At 38.3% G+C, this 19,827-nt stretch carries 19 protein-coding genes and 1 tRNA gene; 3 read left to right on the top strand and 17 right to left on the bottom strand.

Annotated elements, in window-relative coordinates; genetic code table 11:
* Window positions 1-33 precede the first annotated feature (33 nt).
* Entirely contained in the window at window positions 34-759 is a 726-nt protein-coding gene (locus PQ474_RS19590; RefSeq protein WP_273847017.1) for a hypothetical protein, read from the bottom strand.
* Between the two features lie 576 nt (window positions 760-1,335).
* Here PQ474_RS19590 and PQ474_RS19585 point away from each other — a divergent pair.
* Window positions 1,336-1,809 carry a hypothetical protein gene (locus tag PQ474_RS19585; RefSeq protein ID WP_273846991.1) on the top strand — a complete coding sequence of 158 codons (474 nt, stop codon included), beginning with the start codon at window positions 1,336-1,338 and terminating at the stop codon, window positions 1,807-1,809.
* Window positions 1,810-2,498: 689 nt separating this feature from the next.
* Here PQ474_RS19585 and phnC read toward each other — a convergent pair.
* From phnC to selB, 5 genes are all read right to left on the bottom strand, one after another.
* The gene (phnC, locus tag PQ474_RS19580; protein ID WP_273846987.1) at window positions 2,499-3,233 is read right to left on the bottom strand and encodes a phosphonate ABC transporter ATP-binding protein; all 735 of its coding nucleotides are present in this window, start codon (window positions 3,231-3,233) and stop codon (window positions 2,499-2,501) included.
* Window positions 3,234-3,247: 14 nt separating this feature from the next.
* Window positions 3,248-4,009, bottom strand: a complete 762-nt coding sequence (gene phnE / locus PQ474_RS19575) for a phosphonate ABC transporter, permease protein PhnE (protein ID WP_273846983.1) — start codon at window positions 4,007-4,009, stop codon at window positions 3,248-3,250.
* A gap of 13 nt (window positions 4,010-4,022) precedes the next feature.
* Entirely contained in the window at window positions 4,023-4,970 is a 948-nt protein-coding gene (gene phnD, locus PQ474_RS19570) for a phosphate/phosphite/phosphonate ABC transporter substrate-binding protein (RefSeq protein WP_273846981.1), read from the bottom strand.
* Between the two features lie 80 nt (window positions 4,971-5,050).
* Window positions 5,051-6,103, bottom strand: a complete 1,053-nt coding sequence (locus PQ474_RS19565) for a glycosyltransferase (RefSeq protein WP_273846978.1) — start codon at window positions 6,101-6,103, stop codon at window positions 5,051-5,053.
* Window positions 6,069-7,982: a selenocysteine-specific translation elongation factor gene (gene selB / locus PQ474_RS19560; protein ID WP_273846976.1), complete on the bottom strand. Its 1,914-nt coding sequence runs from the start codon at window positions 7,980-7,982 to the stop codon at window positions 6,069-6,071. The genes PQ474_RS19565 and selB overlap by 35 nt, the downstream gene beginning before the upstream one ends.
* 514 nt (window positions 7,983-8,496) lie before the next feature.
* On the opposite strand from selB, the gene PQ474_RS19555 reads away from it, so the two are divergent.
* On the top strand, window positions 8,497-8,814 hold the full coding sequence (locus PQ474_RS19555) for a hypothetical protein (protein ID WP_273846974.1): 318 nt from the start codon (window positions 8,497-8,499) through the stop codon (window positions 8,812-8,814).
* A 38-nt stretch (window positions 8,815-8,852) separates the two neighbouring features.
* On the opposite strand, the gene PQ474_RS19550 is transcribed toward PQ474_RS19555, so the two are convergent.
* The 8 genes from PQ474_RS19550 to PQ474_RS26655 all read right to left on the bottom strand — a co-directional run bounded on the left by PQ474_RS19550 (window position 8,853) and on the right by PQ474_RS26655 (window position 16,532).
* Window positions 8,853-9,077 (bottom strand): hypothetical protein, encoded by a 225-nt coding sequence (locus PQ474_RS19550; protein WP_273846972.1) that lies wholly within the window; start codon window positions 9,075-9,077, stop codon window positions 8,853-8,855.
* A 214-nt stretch (window positions 9,078-9,291) separates the two neighbouring features.
* Window positions 9,292-9,432: a hypothetical protein gene (locus PQ474_RS19545; protein ID WP_273846971.1), complete on the bottom strand. Its 141-nt coding sequence runs from the start codon at window positions 9,430-9,432 to the stop codon at window positions 9,292-9,294.
* Window positions 9,433-9,555: 123 nt separating this feature from the next.
* Window positions 9,556-10,512 carry a formimidoylglutamase gene (gene hutG / locus PQ474_RS19540; protein ID WP_273846969.1) on the bottom strand — a complete coding sequence of 319 codons (957 nt, stop codon included), beginning with the start codon at window positions 10,510-10,512 and terminating at the stop codon, window positions 9,556-9,558.
* Window positions 10,484-11,767, bottom strand: a complete 1,284-nt coding sequence (hutI, locus tag PQ474_RS19535; protein WP_273846967.1) for an imidazolonepropionase — start codon at window positions 11,765-11,767, stop codon at window positions 10,484-10,486. Before hutI ends, hutG begins: the two co-directional genes overlap by 29 nt.
* A 12-nt stretch (window positions 11,768-11,779) precedes the next feature.
* Window positions 11,780-13,447, bottom strand: coding sequence for a urocanate hydratase (gene hutU, locus PQ474_RS19530; protein WP_273846965.1), 1,668 nt, complete (start codon window positions 13,445-13,447; stop codon window positions 11,780-11,782).
* Between the two features lie 14 nt (window positions 13,448-13,461).
* Window positions 13,462-14,982 (bottom strand): histidine ammonia-lyase, encoded by a 1,521-nt coding sequence (hutH, locus tag PQ474_RS19525; protein ID WP_273846963.1) that lies wholly within the window; start codon window positions 14,980-14,982, stop codon window positions 13,462-13,464.
* Window positions 14,983-15,104: 122 nt separating this feature from the next.
* Window positions 15,105-15,548 carry a hut operon transcriptional regulator HutP gene (gene hutP / locus PQ474_RS19520; RefSeq protein ID WP_273846961.1) on the bottom strand — a complete coding sequence of 148 codons (444 nt, stop codon included), beginning with the start codon at window positions 15,546-15,548 and terminating at the stop codon, window positions 15,105-15,107.
* A 462-nt stretch (window positions 15,549-16,010) separates the two neighbouring features.
* Window positions 16,011-16,532 (bottom strand): CBO0543 family protein, encoded by a 522-nt coding sequence (locus PQ474_RS26655; protein ID WP_390186778.1) that lies wholly within the window; start codon window positions 16,530-16,532, stop codon window positions 16,011-16,013.
* Between the two features lie 412 nt (window positions 16,533-16,944).
* On the opposite strand from PQ474_RS26655, the gene PQ474_RS19515 reads away from it, so the two are divergent.
* Window positions 16,945-17,041, top strand: a tRNA-Sec gene (locus PQ474_RS19515).
* Between the two features lie 100 nt (window positions 17,042-17,141).
* Here PQ474_RS19515 and PQ474_RS19510 read toward each other — a convergent pair.
* The 3 genes from PQ474_RS19510 to PQ474_RS19500 all read right to left on the bottom strand — a co-directional run bounded on the left by PQ474_RS19510 (window position 17,142) and on the right by PQ474_RS19500 (window position 19,145).
* The gene (locus tag PQ474_RS19510; protein WP_273846959.1) at window positions 17,142-18,260 is read right to left on the bottom strand and encodes a tyrosine-type recombinase/integrase; all 1,119 of its coding nucleotides are present in this window, start codon (window positions 18,258-18,260) and stop codon (window positions 17,142-17,144) included.
* A 113-nt stretch (window positions 18,261-18,373) separates the two neighbouring features.
* Window positions 18,374-18,553, bottom strand: coding sequence for a helix-turn-helix domain-containing protein (locus tag PQ474_RS19505; RefSeq protein WP_273846958.1), 180 nt, complete (start codon window positions 18,551-18,553; stop codon window positions 18,374-18,376).
* A 346-nt stretch (window positions 18,554-18,899) separates the two neighbouring features.
* The gene (locus tag PQ474_RS19500) at window positions 18,900-19,145 is read right to left on the bottom strand and encodes a hypothetical protein (protein ID WP_273846956.1); all 246 of its coding nucleotides are present in this window, start codon (window positions 19,143-19,145) and stop codon (window positions 18,900-18,902) included.
* Between the last annotated feature and the right edge of the window lie 682 nt (window positions 19,146-19,827).

Genomic DNA, 19,827 nt, shown 5'->3' with positions numbered 1-19,827 from the left:
TTAGGTCAAATGACCTAAGCGGTTTTTCGCCATTCATTCTGAGTCTTTTTGCATAGTCTTCAGCAATGCCTTATAACCGGAGCGAGTTAAATTATAATCCTCATCAACATAATTGCCTTTAACTAATGCTTCAATGGTGTTTTCTGATAGTGTTGAAGAAATAACTGCTTTAACTTTTTTATTCAGCATCACAATCGATGCCTCTTCAATATTTTCGGCTTCAATGGTAGCAGCTAGTTCCTTCATCGGATCTGTTTTTACAAAGTACTTCTTCGTTTCATACACAGCTTGTTGTAACTTCCCTTTCACAATCATTAAATCTTGCATGATAGAGGAGCGCTCCGATTCTTTTTGCTTAATGCGTTCGCGGTAGGTTTGTTTTTCTCGTTCATCTAGCTCTGCTTTTGAGAATAGTTCTTCAAGCAGTTGCGTACGATCTAAGTCAATTTTTTCTAGTTGCTCTTCCTTCTCGGTTACCGTCTTCTCAAAGATACGTGTATGTTGATTCTCCATCTCTATAGCCGGTGAAACATCCTCTTCCTTAGCATTTACTTTTAACTCATTAACCTTTTTATTTAAAACGAAGGCTGTTCCTAGTAAAAATAAAACAACAAATAATCTAAACCATACCTCGGATTGGACAACCGTGTATACCACCACCACACCAATAAGTAGACTCACCCCTTTAAGAGCTATATTTATTGGTGCTCTCGTCTTAACGACTTTATTTAATTTTGTTCGAAGCTGTTTTTGTCGCATCGTTTTTCTCCTCTCCCTCTCAACTAGGGAAGTTATAATCAATCGATATTTTAACATATTCCCGCTATGACAAAGGATCTATTTTTCCCCGAAGTCATACACATTGTAGTTTCCTTATCGTTGAGAAACACAAAAAATAACCTATCAATAGGTGCCTATCACGTATAGTGGTTTAGGCTTTACTAATCCTTGTTATATAAACAATTCTTGAGACTTTAACATGTGAGAGCGTATAGCAAATAACACACTAAATCGTTATAAAGAAAATTGTGATTTTATGTTAAAGTACTTTTAGAATTTGTGATGAAGTGTACTTAAACTGTGGAGTAGTTACTGTAATAAGAGAAAAGTTACATACAAACAACGCAACTTGGACGGTTAGATTGAAGTGCTAAAGTTATCAGCTTTATCAAAAAAATAGAGAGGTATTAAACAAATGATAGAGGTACGGAATTTCCCGAAATATATTAACAAAATCTGTTAATCAAGAACAAAGTGAAAGAAGTTAAAATATATGGGGTTTAATGTTTTTTTACGGTTATTCTAAAAAGACTATGGCCGAAATGGAGGGAGTTAATGGTACTTTCTATCTATATCATGATTACATGGTTTACAATAACGTCATTTGCATTGTATGCACGAAAGCTTTCTATTTTAGAAAATCTCTTTATATATATCATCGTGTCAATGATTGTTATTAATAAAGCAACCCTTGTCTCTCTTAATTTTGGATATGTTGAAATAACAAAAGATACTGTATTGTATCTATGTCATTTATTGTCTCGTAACGTCGTGATTCCATTAACGCTGCTTCTTTTTTGTAATATATTCTATATAGCCAAAAAACAGATAATAAAATATGCCTCCATTTTTATTACGCTAACCTTGTTAATTTCTTTAGAGTATTTAGCTATTTATTTTGGTATATATACGTACAAAAATTGGAGCCCATTTATTGAATTACTTTCTTTGCTCCTTTATATCCTTCTTACTCTTCTTTGTGCTAAATGGTTTAGAAAACGTTTAAAGAAGGATGGGATATTTATATGAATACTATTTATTATGATTATCAGTTTAATCAAAACGAATTGTTTATATTAGCTATATTATTCATTACAATAACGGTCATTTTTCTTTTGCCAAAACGATTTCCCTTATCACTTTCTATTATGTATTTTTTAGTAGGTGTATTTTTAGGAACTTTGTTTGATCATACCATTAGCATTGAACCTTTTGATTACTATGACGTAAACGACTCATCCAATTTTGAGTTATTTGACTTTATATCTTATATCATGTACGGACCATTTACGTATTTGATTATTTATTTTTATGATAAGTTAAAAATAAAGGGATACATGAATATTATTTACATCATTTTTTTTACATGCTTTGGAATAGTAATGGAGTGGATATGTGTTAAAATGGGTATTTTTCATTATAAAAATGGATACCAAATTTTCTTTTCAATCCCTATTTATTTGTTTGTTAATAGTCTTTATCTTATCTATTATCATCTTACTAAAAAGTACCTGCAAGTAAAAAATTTATTAGGAACGTGAGCTTTAATTAGAATAGACTAATTAATACGCTTGGATTTCATTCATTTAATCCAAGCGTTTTTTGTACTAATTCTATTGTGATTTCAATATGCTATTTCTGATGTGATTTCCAATGTTTTTTACCCTTCTATTTTACATTTTCTTCACAGTATCGGAACTAATTAATTTTACTGTTTTTTATTGATAAATCTTAGCAAACATACGCTCATCCACTTCTTCCGGTTTCCCATCAAAAATCAATTTCCCATCACGAAAGGCAATGATTCTAGTTGCAAACTCTTTCGCTAATTGAACATCATGAACATTAATAATTGACAACAATTCGCGTTCTTCATGAATTCTTTTCATGAGTTCAAAAATTCTTCTAGAAGTGGATGGGTCTAAGCTTGCAACTGGCTCATCACCGAGCAACAGTTTAGGATCTTGCAGCAAGGCTCTCGCAATACCTACTCGTTGCTTCTGCCCCCCGCTTAATGCTTCTACTCGCTTATTGGCATGTCTTTCTAAACCCACTTCTTCAAGAGCTAGAAAGCCGCGTTTCTTTTCTTGTTCAGAAAAGATACCAAATAAATTCTTATACGGGGCTCTTCTGCCAAATGCACCTGTTAACGTATTTTGGAAAACGGTCATCCGAGGAATCAAATTAAAATGCTGAAAAATCATTACCATTTCAGAACGTACCCGTCTCATTTTCGCTTCAGATAGTTTGGTTAAGTCAGTTCCTTCCCATTTGATGGTACCAGAAGTTGGCCGTTGGAGACGGTTAATGGACCGAATAAAAGTCGATTTACCCGCACCACTTTTTCCTAATACACAAACAAACTCGCCTTTTTCTAATGTTACGTTTAAATGATCGATTGCATGTTCTTCTGTTTTTGGATATTGAACAACTAAATCTTGAATCGTCAGCATGTGTGTAACCCCCTTTATATCACCCTTGCGCGAATTCGCCCACCGATAAAATCGACGAAAATGACGAGAATCATAATCAGGACAATATCAAGCGCGACTGCGGTATAATAAAAGCTCTGAAAATGGTTAAAGAGCTGCTGACCAATTCCTCCTCCGCCAATAAAACCTAGAATAAGGGATGTACGGATCGCCACCTCAAATCGGTAGAAATATTGTGAAAGAACATTCGGCCAGATTTGGGGCAAGATCGAAAATAAATGCCCAACCCACTTGGTTGCCCCAACTGAACGCATCGCCTCTTGAGGTCCGTTCTCAGCCGCTTCAATTAGCTCCGAGATTAATTTTCCCAATACTCCAATATTGTGAAGAATAATCGCTAAAACAGCTGCAAACGGTCCAAGTCCAAAAGCGGACACAAAAATTAAACCAAACACGATTTCTGGAATAGAACGAAGAGCGCTTAACCCCCCTCTTACCGTTCCATACATAGCCACCGATCCACTTGTATTTTTCGCAGCAAGAAAACTAAGAGGCAAGGCAACGAGTAAGGCCAAGAACGTCCCTAGAAACGCCATAGCCAGTGTCACTAAACTGTGATACGCCATTCTCGGAAAAAGGGACCACTCAATTGGAAAAAAACGAGTGGTCACCATGTGATAAATATTTCCGATTTGCGTAAGCTTTCTCCATTCAAAACCAGTCATATCCATACTCCACCAGAGTGCAACTAGAATGAGAAGGATATAAACGATGTAGCGCCTACGAAACCAAACCATATCAAGTAAACTCCTATTGTAACGTCAGCATATCGAATTCACGAGCTGCTTCTAACACATCCGCGTATTGACTATCGTCCGCTTCAACAAAGCGCGTTGCACCACCAAAAATGCGCAGAATTTCTTCGTCTTCAATCTGTGCATAAGCTTCTTGCAATTCAGCAATTAGCTCATCACTCGTCTGTGCAGGAACCACCCATGGATATTGATAAAGTTGTTCAGACTGCCAAAGAACCTTTATATCTTCACGTAGACTACCACCGTTCGCCTCATCTTCTTTCATAAGCGCTTCTAAGATGGCACTATCAACTGCACCGGCATCAACGGTTTGATCTTGAACGAGGGTCGTTACAATATCATGAGAACCAGCAAATTGAATTTGATTAAACGCATGTTCATCTTCACTATCGTAATAACCTAATTGACGTAGGTGAAGACCCGGAATTAAATGACCTGAAGTAGAAGAAATACTTGCAAAGGCAAAATCAACTTCTGCTCTATCTTCAAGCATATCGTCTAAATTTTCCCACTCACGATCTGCATGAGTAATGATATACGAATAATAATAGGGACTACCATCGACTTCTTGAGTGATAATCGCTTGCGCTCCACTTTGTTCATGTGCAATCAGGTACGTTAACGGTCCTAAAAAAGCAAGATCAATATGATTGTAGTTGATTGCTTCCACAACCGCGTTGTAATTTGGGTATTGCTCAACCACTACATCACGCCCGAGACTCTCTGATAGATGTACCTCTAGATTATCAAGTCCTGTTTGCATTTCTCCCATTGATTGGGAAGGGATAACAGCCACAATAAACTCACTATCATCATGTTCTGTTGCTGGTGCCTCTGTTTCTTCATCTACTGTTGGTGATTGTACGACCTCATCGGGCTCGTCCGCTGCACCGCAAGCTGTTAAGGCAAAAACAAGACCCACTGTTAATAACCATTTCTTCATGTTCTCTCCACCTTTTTCTATTAGAATTGCATTGTAAAATTTACCACCAAGCTAGTTAGATGTAAAGTATTTAGCCTCGGCTAGCTAGAGTACACTTTTGTTAAACAGTGGGTGTACACTTCTAAAAATTGCATCATTTCCTTGTCTAAGGAATGATGCTGATCAATATACGTCTTGGCCTTTTCTCTAATTTCCGCTTGTTTTTCTTTTGAATGAAATAATTCGGTCACTTTTTGATGAAATTCAGCTGGTGTATGAAAAAGAAAACCGGTCTTCCCCTCTTTGATAACACTCGCATTTCCAGAATTATTTCGCGCAAAAACAATCTTCCCAATTGACAACGCTTCTAGAACAGCTGCTGATTGTCCCTCTGAAATAGACGAATTTAAAACAATATCCACTTTCTCATAGATCGATTTCATCTGATCAATCGGAACAGCATCATAATAGTGAAACCAGTCATTTTCTTTTTCTCGCTCTACGACTTCTTGGTGCACCTTTTTATCAAGCACTGGTCCAAGGATATTAAAGGAGAGAGATGGCCAAGTTACACGCATTTTTTTAAGCTCATCAAATAAGTAAAACACATCTTTAATCGGCCTTAGCCCAGCAGGAAGTAAAAATACTGGATCTCCACTAAACTCTACACTCGTTACTTGCCCAACCGGTAATTCCACACTTTGTGGTATGACGTAAATCCGATCAGCGAGGACCGGATTGGCCCTTACAATCTTCTCTTTCCCATCCTCACTAAAGACCGTTATCCCACATGACTGATCCGCTACTGCATTCATGAGCCTAGCTGCATTAGCATCTTTTAAGTCTTCATTCACATCAGTCCCCCCAGAAGTTAATATATAGGGTTTACTAATTTCTAAGTGAGAATACCGTTTAAACCATTCGGCAAATCGTTTTAAATGAATGACATGGTAAATATCAGCTTCATGGAAATATGATTCCCATTCTGCATCCCACGATTGCTCCTCATAAGCAAACACTCGAATAGAAGCGCCCCACGTTGTTAAGCCCTTTACAATACGCTTAGCCGTTGTCGCATTCCCACGATTTTGTTCATAGTAAGGAGTGAAGAACAAAATTTTAGGATTCGTTATCGAGCCAATTTTCAACTTCACTCACTCTCCATTTCCGTTCTTGCTCTTGACGTAATGTCAAATCAAGCTTATCAAGCTTTTCCACAAACGGAACTAAATACTTCCGAGACAAACCAGTTACTTCTTTTGCGTCTTGAAGAGTAAATGCAGTGTCTGTTTGCTTGAATAATGTTTCAACCGCTTTTTTAAATGGTTCTCTATGAATGGAGAGTTTTTCATCAATTTGAAAGAGGATTTGTTGTTGATGAAAATAGTAAATTAACTCGTCATGCAACCCTTGAGGAATCTGCTGAGCTGATAAATGAGTTTGAATAGGCGTCACTTGTAACTCTTCTTTTTTAATCGCTGCTAAAACATGATCCACTCGCTTTCCCCATTGCTCTGGTGGATGAGGTTCATGTTCCTTTAGTGAGACAAATGGTCCTCGAATCGTAAACGAACTCGTTCTTGTTCCTTCTTCTAAAGTCCAATCAACCAATCGTTTCGGATAAGTTTTTTGATAACCTTGGATTATTTCTGCTTTCTTAATCCCCTCACGTAAAGGAAATTCACTATGGTAACGCTCCAATTCAGTTTCAATAGAACCTGATAATGTCCTCATAACCGATTCACTCGTTAGTTCTCCACTTGGCAAACTTAAGAGAGATTCATTCTGAGAAAGCTGTTCTTTCACTTCCTCCTCAGGTACATTTAACTCTTTGCTTACATCTTTTACCGTTAGCATTTTCTTATCCAATAAAAGCTGAAATAAACGTTCCTCAGGAGTTGCCGCCATCTTTTCTTTTAGTGCATCGATCGTTTCTACACCAAACCGATATTTCCCACCATGTGCATCAATGATTTTTCCCCCACCAATCGTTTCCGTCGGCGTTGGTCTCCTTAAAATAAACCGATCTCCACGTCTTGTGACAACAGGTTCTTCTAATCGAATCTGACACACTAGCTCTTCATTTCCCTCTACTAATTCATTACGGTCAAAGAAAACAATCTTCCCGTACACTTCAGCTGTACCTATATGTAATTTAATGACTCCGCGTTGCTTCAGCGAAAATTGCAGTTCTGCTACGGTCGTTAGCGCCACATCGATCGTTTCTGTCGTTTCATAATGGCCTCTCGAGACTAGCACATCACCACGTCTTATTTCCTCTTTGGACACACCACCTACATTAATTGCGACACGCTGCCCTGCTCGCCCAAGCTCTCGGGGTTGATGATGAACCTGAAGCTGCCTTGCTCTCACCGGAATCCTCTTCGGCAAAAGTTCTAGCACATCCCCTTCTTGCACTAACCCCTCGTAGACCGTCCCTCGCACGACTGTTCCTTGACCATGAACCGTAAACACCTGATCAATCGGTAAACGAAAGGCTCCACTTGCATCACGACTAGAATGAATAACTAATTTTTGTGCAATGCCTTCTTTTAACTTCTCAACTCCCTCACCATTCACACTATCTACAAAAAAGAGAGGACTTTCCTCTAAAAACGTACCTTCCACACTTTCTCTAATATCTAATTCAACTAATTCACGCATTTCTTCATCAATGCGATCTATTTTCGTGACAACGATTAGGCCATTTTCAATACCAAGTAAACGAAGAATATCCATGTGTTCACGCGTTTGAGGCATCATTCCTTCATCACCAGCCACCACAAGCATGACTAGATCTATTCCGGCGACCCCTGCAATCATTTGACGGATAAAACGCTCATGACCTGGTACATCAATGAGTGATACCTCCATCTCCTCATTTAATGTTAATGGAGCATAGCCAAGCTCGATTGAAATATTTCGCTCCTTCTCTTCTTTTAAACGATCTGTATCAATATTCGTTAATGCTTTCGTTAATGTTGTTTTACCATGATCAATATGACCCGCCATCCCAACTGTAAAATGTTTCATAACAATATTCCCCTTCTTTAATAACCATTTATGCATGTTGTATTATCATACTATATACATCATTCTGAAACAAAGAAAAGGACACGTCGAAGACCGAATCTCTCTTTTATTAATTCAGGTCTTATCGAGTATATTTTTTGAAAATAGTATAGAAATTAGAGAGTAGTACTATAAATGAGTAATTTTATTGATCAGATTTACGTTTTCAGGATTTAAAGAGTGGTTTAGGTACCTGTATGTTTAGTATTTGAATTTTGACGTACCTAAAGAGTCATTTAGGGACCTCTATTTTTAGTGTTTGCCATTTGACATACCTAAACAGTTTAATGACATATGATATCAACCGTAATATCTCAATGGTCCTTAAATTAATCTCTTCCTGTTATCAGCGGTCGGTTTATTTGGTTATAATCACTATATTTTCTACTCCCACATTCGTCCTTAAGATGACTAAAATAAGTAAAACAACAACACACTAAAGATAAGAGATTAGAAAGAGAAATGGAGGACAGTTATGGATAAACAAGAGATAGTAGAGAAAATTCAGCATGTACAAAATTCAGATGTGCCATATGAGATTTTCATACATCATCATCCACCTGAAGAATTTGGCGATGCGGTAAAACTTTATTTTAATGAGGATAAAACATTCAAAGCGGTTGTGTTTGACCCTGACACAAAGGAAGTTTTTTCTGAAGAGGTATTAAAAGATGTAGATCGAACTCTTACCTTTATATGTAAAGCACTAGCCCCCCCAAAAGGTCAAGTTCATCCTGAAAGAGATTACATTGACTTAGATCAAACGGAGCCAAAAGGGACACTTGAAAACTAAAATTCATGTAGAGATACGATGAGTACGCGCCAAGTCAGCTAGATGTGCTGGCTTGGTACACATCGCCCAAAAGAAATCATCGCTTGCATCATGCAGCCAAACAAACTAATAACAAATGAATAAAACAAATCTTGCACCGTTCCAAATCCATCTTTGTAAATGGAAATCGTAATAAGCGGCGAGGCAGCGTATAGTTCATTAATGATGAATTCAACCTGATTGCTCCCTTCTACCTCAGCAATCATCTCATCAGAAAATTCCATTCTCTCATCCGTTTAATGAATTACTCCACAAAGACTTGATTGGCTGTCCCTCTCTTACCTTCACCTGCTGAACTAAGCTCACGAGCAAATCCAATCCCTTGATGCGAGAATTTAAATCTACTTAGTCCTACACAAAAATTAAAAAAATCGCTAGGGAGTGATTGTCCCTAGCGATAGATGTTCTGATGTAACAGTAAAATGTGAACCAGTTCAATCAAGACCCATTCTTTAAATTTCTTAATACCATAGGCATTTTCTTCTCTTCTTCTTTCATTTTTTTCTCTTGTCTTTTACCTTCTGGGTGGTTAGCTGATTTAAATCTTGCTGCATCCATTCCATCGATTATATTGGTCATTGTTACTCCTCCTTTCCTCATGTATTTTCCCTTTAAAAAACAATTTCAGTCTTCTAATTTTAATTTCAAACAAAACAAGCAAACCAACTCAAAGAGAATGGTTTGCTTTGTTGTTTATTACTGTTAAATCTCAACACTTTTACGTTTCCCCTTTAAAAAATGCAAAATGACATGGGCAGCCACTCGACTCGTCATATCACGAAAATCAACCGTTGGATCGACTTCTACGATCTCAAGTCCTTCTACAATCGATTGTTCTCCTAAATAAGAAACCGCTTCAAACAAATCTTGTGTGTCCATTCCCCCTGGACCAATGGCCGGGCACCCAGGTGCTTGTGATTGATCCACCACATCCATATCAACAGACACGTAAATAGAATCAACCTCGTCCTTTAATTTATCGAGTGATTTCCTCATGATGTCTACCATTTTTTTCTGGCGGACATCTTTCATTGTATACACAGTAACCCCTTTGTTGTTTACATAATCAAAATATGGTTTACTATTCGAAAAATCTCGTATACCAATCTGAATTAAATGGTTACCACTAATTGTTCCTGTTTCAATTAAGCTGCGAAAAGGTGTCCCATTAGTAGGTCCGCCATCTTGGAAATTTCGCACATCATGATGGGCATCAAATTGGATCACGCCGACTTTCCCCTTTGCTTTAGAGAAGCCCTTTACACTTGGATACGTAATGGAATTATCCCCTCCAAGTACGATCGGGAGCCAAAGAGGATTCTCTTCAAATACACGAAAAATCGTTTCATACACTCGATTTTGAGACTGTAAAACATCCGTCACATGCATCGCAATATCGCCTAAATCACGAATCATACAACTCGCTAAATCAATGTTTTCTTCAATGGAATAAGTCGAAAACGCAGAGAAAGCTTTTCGAATCGTCCCAGGTGCAAAGCAAGCTCCTGAATGACTGATGGAGGATTTGGACAGTGGAGCCCCAATGATACCAACCCCACTAAAAGATTCACCACCCCATTCTTGAATGAGATCTGAGGCCCTCGTTACATGGCGATCAAGAAATGCGGCATTAGCTTTTTGTAGATAAGGTATCTTCAATGATGTCCCTCCTCTTTGAGACAATCTTTCCCCTTTTAAAGACGGAATTTACGTGATTCACTCCGTAATGGTACGGAAGGTATAAATAATTAGGCGCATCCCAAATGACGATATCTGCCTCTCGACCCACGACAAGTTGCCCTGCAGTATCTCCTCGACCAATCGCATAAGCTGCGTTCACTGTCATCGCATTCCAAATTTCTTCTGGAGTCATCTTTAATTTCAGGGCAGCGAATGTCATGATTAAATGAATATTTTCAGTCGGACAGCTTCCTGGATTAAAATCTGTCGCTAACGCAACGGTTACTCCTTCATCAATCATCTTACGCGCTCTTGCAAATGTTTCTTTTCCAAGATAAAAGGTGGTGCCAGGGAGGAGTACGGCAATCGTACCTGATTTTGCTAGCATCTCGATTCCTTTATCTGATGCTCCGACTAAATGATCCGCTGAAATCGCACCTAATTCAGCAGCAAGCTCTGTCCCCCCTAACGGATCAATTTCATCTGCATGAATTTTAAGATCGAATCCTTTCAACTTTGCTTCTGCCAAATAATCTCTTGACTGCTCAACGGTGAACACGCCTGTTTCTGTAAAAATATCAACAAATTCAGCAAGTTCTTCTTCTTTTATATGATCTAGCATGGCAAGCATTTCTTTTAAGAACGCTTCTGGATTATTTTTATACTCATAAGGAATGGCATGAGCTCCTAAAAAGGTTGAAACAAGATCAATCGGATGACTTTCGTGGAGACGCTTCGCTACCTTTAACTGCTTCAACTCCGTTTCAACATCTAGTCCATACCCACTTTTCGCCTCTACTGTGGTTACCCCATATGAAAGCATGCGGTCAAGGTGAAAACGAGCTTTCTCGTATAATTGATCCTCTGACGCCTCGCGCGTTTGTTTTACGGTAGAGAGAATTCCACCACCTTGCTTTAGAATCTCAAGATATGGAACTCCCTGCTGCTTTAAGGCCATTTCATGTTCGCGTGATCCACCGAAGACCACGTGTGTATGAGGATCTACTAAACCGGGTGTAACAAGCTTTCCTTGGCAGTCGATGATCTTTTCTGATTTAAATGGTTCTGCCGATTCGGAAGTACCAATAAAGGCAATTTTCCCGTTTGCTATGGCCACGGTTGCATCTTCAATCACGGTTAACTGTTGCATCTCTTTTCCGGCTCTTGGCCCTGTTGACTCCATCGTTAATAACTGTCCGATATTTATTAATAGCACATCCACATGCTGATTCATCATCATTCCTCCTCATTCCTTGCTTTCATCCATTGGAATCACAACATCTTTCTCTTTTGCCACGTCTTTTGCCAACTGGTAACCCGCGTCTGCATGACGGATCACACCCATACCAGGGTCCGTCGTTAACACTCGTTCCAATCGTTGTTCGGCTAACTCTGTTCCGTCTGCCACGACAACCATTCCCGCATGTAAGGAGTATCCCATTCCCACACCACCACCATGGTGAACGGAAACCCAGCTCGCCCCAGCAGATGTATTAATTAGCGCATTTAAAATCGCCCAATCCCCAACTGCATCACTGCCATCAAGCATCGCTTCTGTCTCACGGTTTGGGGAAGCAACTGAACCACAATCTAAATGATCACGTCCAATCACGATTGGTGCTTTTAATTCACCTGTTCGAACAAGTTCATTGATCGCTAGACCCATTTTCTTGCGTTCCCCGTATCCTAACCAACAAATGCGTGAAGGTAATCCTTGAAACGCCACTTTCTCTTGTGCCATGTCAATCCAACGGCAAAGAGCTTCGTTTTCAGGGAACAACTCTTTAATCAAACGGTCTGTACGGTAAATATCTTCAGGATCTCCTGATAACGCAACCCAGCGGAATGGGCCTTTCCCTTCACAAAATAAAGGACGAATATAAGCTGAGACAAATCCAGGAAAATCAAATGCTTCTACTAGTCCCTCATCTTTTGCTACTTGGCGAATGTTGTTTCCATAATCAAATACAATGGAACCTCTTTTTTGGAATTCAAGCATCGCTTCCACATGTTTTCTCATGCTAACATTCGCTAGTTTTACATATCTAGTAGAATCGTTTTCACGTAGCTCTCTTGCTTCTACTAGAGAAAACCCTTCTGGCACATAGCCATTGAGTGGATCATGAGCAGACGTTTGATCCGTGACAATATCAATGTGAACGCCACGCGCAATGATTTCATGGTGAACGGCAGCTGCATTTCCTACTAAACCGACTGATAGAGGCTCTCCTTTTTCTTTTGCATCTACTACCCACTCAAGTGCTTCGTCTAGTGAATGAGTCATTCGATCACAATACTTTGTATCGATTCGTTTTTGAATACGCTCACAGTCGACGTCCACAGCTAGAACAACCCCATCATTCATCGTAACGGCGAGTGGTTGCGCCCCACCCATTCCTCCAAGACCCGCAGTTAAGGTTAACGTACCTCTTAAACTATTAGAAAAATGTTGTCTCGCAATCTCTGCAAACGTCTCATAAGTTCCTTGCAAGATTCCTTGTGTCCCAATGTAGATCCAGCTCCCTGCTGTCATTTGCCCGTACATCATTAAACCTTCCTTTTCAAGCTTATTAAAATGCTCCCAATTCGCCCATTTCGGAACTAATACCGAGTTTGATAGCAACACTCTCGGCGCATGCGGGTGAGTTCTAAACATGCCGACCGGTTTTCCAGATTGAATGAGTAACGTCTCATCAGCTTCTAATTGCTTTAAAGACCGAACAATCGCATCAAACGATTCCCAGTTTCTTGCCGCCTTACCGATGCCACCATATACAATTAAATCCTCTGGCTTTTCTGCTACTTCAGGATCCAAATTGTTGTATAGCATACGTAAAACCGCTTCTTGCTCCCAGCCCTTACATTCTCTCTCTACACCTGTTTTCGCTCGAATGATTCGTTTTTTGGTTGTCATTTTTACCTCTCCTTTTACGAATGAATTTTGTTTGTAGTTTGTTTATCAAAATGAAATTCACTGTCTTTTAACCATGCATTAATTACTTCAATATCTTTGGAGAACACTCGGTCTTTTGTAATTGAAGGAACAAGTTCTCTCCCCTTCGTTAGAAACTGTCTTGTTGTTTGGGCCATTTGATCGATTCCTCTTATTTCTGTTGCCTGCATCGCACAAATAGCCTCAATGGAAAGCACACGACGTGCATTCGTAATCACCAGATACGCATGTCTTGATCCAATCGTCCCCATGCTGACATGGTCTTCTTGATTGGCAGACGACGGAATGGAGTCAACACTAGCTGGATGAGCCAACGTTTTATTTTCTGATACTAGAGATGCTGCTGCATATTGCATAATCATGGCCCCTGATTGTAATCCCGGCTCAGGACTTAAAAATGGCGGTAAATCATTTAATTGCGGATTCACTAAACGTTCAATTCGTCGTTCTGAAATGTTAGCTAGTTCCGCCATCGCAATGCTTAAGAAATCCATTGCAAACGCAATCGGCTGACCGTGAAAATTCCCTCCTGATAACACCTTTTCTCCATCATTAAAAATAAGGGGATTATCTGTGGCCGCATTCATTTCAATTTCTAATTTTTCTTTGACATAGTTTAGTGTCTGCCACGTCGCTCCATGTACTTGCGGGATGCAACGAATGGAGTACGCATCTTGAACTCGTATCTCCCCCTGTTTCGTTGTTAACCTACTATCTACTAAATGATGGCGCATTCTCTCTGCTACTTGCACTTGCTCCTTGTAGCCCCGAGCTAAGTGAATGTCTTCATCAAACGCGCATGTAATCCCGCGTAAGCCTTCAATCGTCAGCGCAGCAATCAGTTCTGACTGGTAGGCTAATTTCTCCGCTTCTAAATAAGCAACAACCCCCATTGCTGTCATCGCTTGAGTTCCGTTAATTAAAGCCAGACCTTCTTTTGCGGTTAACGTAATAGGAAAAATTCCTTCCTTCGTTAACGCATCAATCCCTGGCATTCTCTCTCCTTTATAAAAGACCTCACCTTCGCCAATTAATACGAGAGCTAAATGAGAGAGTGGAGCCAAATCTCCACTGGCACCGAGCGAGCCTTGCTGTGGGATGACCGGATGAATCCCTTTATTAACCAAATCTAATAACCTCTCAATAACCACTGGACGCACACCAGAGTACCCTTTAAGTAGAGCATTGGCCCGAAGAAGCACCATCGCCCTTGAAACAACTTCTGGAAAAGGCTCCCCTATCCCACATGCATGTGACCTTATTAAATTCAGCTGTAAGGCCTCGACATCCTCTTTACCTATAAACACATCACTAAACTTTCCAAAGCCGGTCGTAATCCCGTAGACGGTTTTCCCCTCATCTACAATTCTTTCAACAGCCTTTCGACTAGCCTGCACCTTCTTAACACTTTCCTCAGAAGCCGTGACTTGCTCTCTATCAAAAAGCACACGCCTCACCTCTGGAAACGTGAGGGTTTGACCATTTAATGTAACCATATTACTCTCTCCCTTCATCTCTTTACCATAGTAAAGAAGCAATAGAAAAGGGGGCTATATCATTGAAATCATTTTTTGATTTCAAGATATAGCCCCCTATTAACTAAAATAACTATGGGCAGTTATATGTGATTAATTCCTAAGCCAATCGTCTCATGCTCCGATCCCTTAACCGGTGCACCAATCGTACCGTATAAAGAAACCGCAATCCAATCTCCTTCTTGCTCGCTGTCATACGGATTCCCCCTCAAAACAGCAAAGCTTAGACCAACTGTTCTAAGGACTGATCCTAACTGAACTTGGCCTCGCGTCACACCATGCAGAGCTTCAATAATCGCATGATAAAGCGCGTGAGATTCACGATACACATTTGATTCGATAATTCCATTTTTCTTAGCTGCTGTTTCAATGGCCGCCACTACTTTATGCGCCTCCATCGAACCAACTTTCCCTGTACACCCCTTCCAATTCGATTGCTCCAGCTTAGCAAGCTGTTGAGCTGAATCATCAGAAAGCAACAGAAGAATTGCATGTCGACCAATTCGACGGTCTTTATTCAATCCCATTAAACAACAACTCTTTCACTTTAACTATGAAACACTAATGTCTATTAACTACCTTTAGTGTAAGCGTTTAAACGGATAGTGTCAACAAAAAAATTACCAAATAATTACGGTAAGTGAAAATATATGTGCGTACCTATTTGCTTTCAAGGCTTTATCTCCCCTTCAAAAAGTGAATTAAAAAAATCGTTTTTCCTAATTAATCTAAGGTGATTGAATGACATTCATATTATTATTAGCAAATGTTTTACATCCATTTATCTACTTTTAGGTATCGAAGAAGTGAAAACAAACAAGATTGTATATTGGTTTAATGGTTGGTGGCTTTTTATGGTTACAATTACAAACTGAATATTTAATTTATCGAATATATAAAACGACTCACAAGAATGTGAAAGTGATACAGAACAACACTCCATACCAAGTTTCAGAAACCGTTGTATAACAACCCCCTAGTCACCCATATCACTTGAAATAAAGATACAAATCAAACTTGAACACTATCAGTACAATAATCAGGAAACTAATAGCCCAAGCTAATAGAGGTTTTTTATAATGGATTGGAAATAAAATAAACATCATCATAACAAATAATATTGAGTGCCACATTTCCCAACCATTGTGATGAGAAAATAAACCTACCTGGAGGTTAATAAACTCAGAAAAAATGTATATGAGAACCCATAACACATAATGAAAAGCTCTTTTTCTCCATTTATCTGCTCTAAAGAAATATTTCAGATAGATCAAAATCGTCACAGGATACATAAACAGCAAATACAATAATGAGATAGTTGTATGATTCAGAAGTAATTGAGGAAATAAGTTTTCATGGTATATCCATAAAGGATGATTATAAGCAAAAAAATTATGTAGTAGGTCACATAAAATAAGAAAAAGTATTGTTGGATAATACTTTTTCCAATTTCTCCAATCTCCCCAACGCCAACCTGCTAATATATACAAAAGATTATAAATGATATGCATAACATTCTCTTTTCCTTTTTGAGTATTAAAGTATTTACTTCACTTACTACCAAAAATACCTATTATGCATTTATGCTTCCCTAAAATAATCAATTATATGAACGTTTTGTATTTAATAATTCTAACCTATCTTTCAGATTAATGTGGAAAATTCCTCTCTTCACCTTACCCTTTAATAAAAATTTTTCAGGCATCTATACCTTTCGAACCATTCCAGAAAACCGTCCATAACAAGAAGGACTTGTAAAACTTTGTTAATCTGTTATAATTCAGAATCCCTCTAGCAATTTAGTACCTTTAACCGTTCTACTTGACGAAATCAACTATGTATTACATAATAGAATGCGTGACTTTAAGAGTAAAACCTTGTGAGTAAGTACACGATAAAAATGTTGATATATCAATACTTCATGGGGCTGGCTGTGACACTGGTGTTCGCCACGGTCTTCAAAACCGCTTGGGAGGCGCGTGCCGTCTCCGGTAGGTTCGATTCCTACACAGTCCCGCCAAACCTTACATATCAAGGGGTTGAAGGCTTTTTCCTAGAACAAAACTAAAGCCTTCACATCAGAGAATCTCATCCCGGGTGCCATTTGGGTGCCAAATGCTTTATTCATCTTCATCAAACACATGAGCTGCCTCTTCTTGAAGAGAAGATGTGGCGTGACTATAGATTTCTAATGTAATACTTGGTTTAGAGTGGCCTAAACGCTCACTGACTATTTTCGGATGTACATTCTTTGTCAGTAAGACCGTTGCGTGTGAATGACGCAAATCATGAAATCGTGCATCTTTAAGACCTGCTCGTTTAATGGCATTCTTATACGCTCGATGTAATTCGCGCGGTTTAATATAGTCACCCATAGCATTGAAAAAAACAAGGTAGTTTGGATTGAACGTATCCCCTAGTAGCGTTTTCATTTCTTGATACCGTTCGAAGTGAGTCTTTAGAAACACCATCAGACTTTTACCAATTATAATGGTACGGTCTTTTTTGCCTTTAGTTAAATCTCGAATTTGGGTCTTTCCGTCTTTATCCATATAAGCAGACTTATTAATAGACACTTTACGTGCATTGAAGTCTATATCTTCCCATTGTAAAGCTCTCAATTCACCCAAACGCGCTCCTGTATGTCCTCCCGTAAAAATAATCGGATGGTACACGGTACTTGCTGTTGCTGCCTCAAACAGTCGATTCAATTCCTCTTTAGAATAAAAGGTCGGGTTAAATCTCTCTGGTTTGGGAGGCTTGGCTTTCAGTGCCACATTCTTGGTCAGAAATTCCCAATCAATTGCATCGTTTAACATTTTACATAACAATCGATGATGGTGTTTGACAGATTGGGCGGATACTTGTTCTAATTTATCAGTATAATAATCTTGAATTTGAATTACCGTTAACTCATGAAGCTTAATATGTCCAAGATCAGGTTTCAAATGTACACGGATAATCCCTTCATAACCTCTAAATGTGTTAGGCGCGGTGCTTGACTTGGCATAGGTTTTAAGCCAGTAATCGAAATAACCGTTTAAAGTCCACTCCTTCCTAGATTCCTTACCATGCTCTTCTTTTCGAAGTTCCGCCATGGCAATTTCTAAAGCACTTTTAGCTTCCGTTTTTGTTTTGAAGTTCTTTTTAACTTTCCTTTTGCGACTTTCTTTTGTGCCAATTTCAATTGTATAGTAATACTTGTTTGTCTTTTTATCCTTGGTTATGCGACCAGTCATTGACCTTCCTCCTTTAATTGACTGGGCACCTAAACTTAAATCACCATTATCAGTATGACTTAGTGTTAAAAGTATTAAACATAGATGGCTTGAGTTTAAGAGCCGTATAATCCTTAATCGTCTCCTTCTAACCATTTCTGGATAGACTTTTTAGGTATGAGTATCCTAGTACCGACTTTAACTGTATGAAATTCCCCTGAATGAACCAACTCATAAGCTTTTGCCCTACTGATTCCTAAAAACAGTGTGATATCTTTTACAGTTAGTACTTCCTTTAAGTCCTCATATTGCATTTCCTTTCCTCCTTTTATTAATTTGAAGGTAATAAAATATCTAATAATTGTTTTTTAGTTAAAAGGAGATTGCCTTACGAAAGTATAGAGAGGCTCCGTTACTTAATTTTCTTCCTTTTACCCATATCATTTTTCACTAATCTTTCCTCCACTTATCTAAACCTATTTTCGCGTACCTTCGCTAATTTATTTGACTTGTTTCTTTCTATAGTAAAAGAGCCTCCTATTTTACTTAGGAGGCTCCCCAACAAATTGGAAAATTCAATATCGGTAAAAATTATCGATACACCCCCCTAGAACTAATTATTTTGCATGCTAGAAGGTTTTCTAATTAGAAAATTCATATTCACCATTTCACTTTTTTAAAACAATAACTTCCTTCACCAATAATGCGAGTGAATTTTCTTTTGCTCATTGTAGAAATATAATTAATCATTTCTTCAGGGTCTTCTTCATCAGATGTTTTTAAAACATAGATCACCTTTTTAGTTTTTCGAAGTATCACTGGAGTTACAATAATACATCGTACAATATCTCGGATACCGTAATGAATAAAATCATGTATTTCTTCTTTTTCATGGTTAAGCCCCATTGTTTCCACTATTATAAAATTGGAGAAAGAAATCACTTTAACAAATATATATCCTTCATATCCTTCACTTATAAAATACTCCTGATTTATTTTAATTTTGAAAAACTTTACAATATTTGGTTCAATATTTAATTCAGATATTAATTCTATTAATGAAATTGTTTTAACATAATTATATTCAACAAATGATCGTCGACTCGTATCACAAGAATTAAACCTTATATCCCAATAGGGAGCTTCTAACAATCTAGCTAGAGGTACGAGAAGGTTTTCCTTTGAATCATTTTCTTCTTTATAATCAAGAATTCTAGTCAGTAGACTCGGTGAACAATCTAAATGTGCTGCTAATTCAATTCTCTGATAATGTTGGATTGCAGCTAAAAGATTTCTCCTGATTTTAAAAGGTAAGCTCTTGAGTACTTTATCAGTAAGTTCTACGTCTCGGATTAGAAAATCAACTTCCTCCCAATCCTCTATTCTCCAGCCATGATTCTTTATAAAATCATCAAATTTTATGTAGTTATTTGCAAATTTATATACATTATATCATTAGCATTGCATAAATAAGTATCTCTATTGTCAATCGAATTGTTTCGTTGAAGGTAAAATCAGAAAGAATATTCTGATTTTACCGTAGTGGACCTAAGTGAAAAACGGACAACACTGATGTGTGCGGTAGTCC

It is taken from the genome of Halalkalibacter alkalisediminis (assembly GCF_028610705.1).
Classification (GTDB): domain Bacteria; phylum Bacillota; class Bacilli; order Bacillales; family Bacillaceae_D; genus Halalkalibacter; species Halalkalibacter alkalisediminis.
This window is presented reverse-complemented; position numbering and strand designations above follow the sequence as displayed.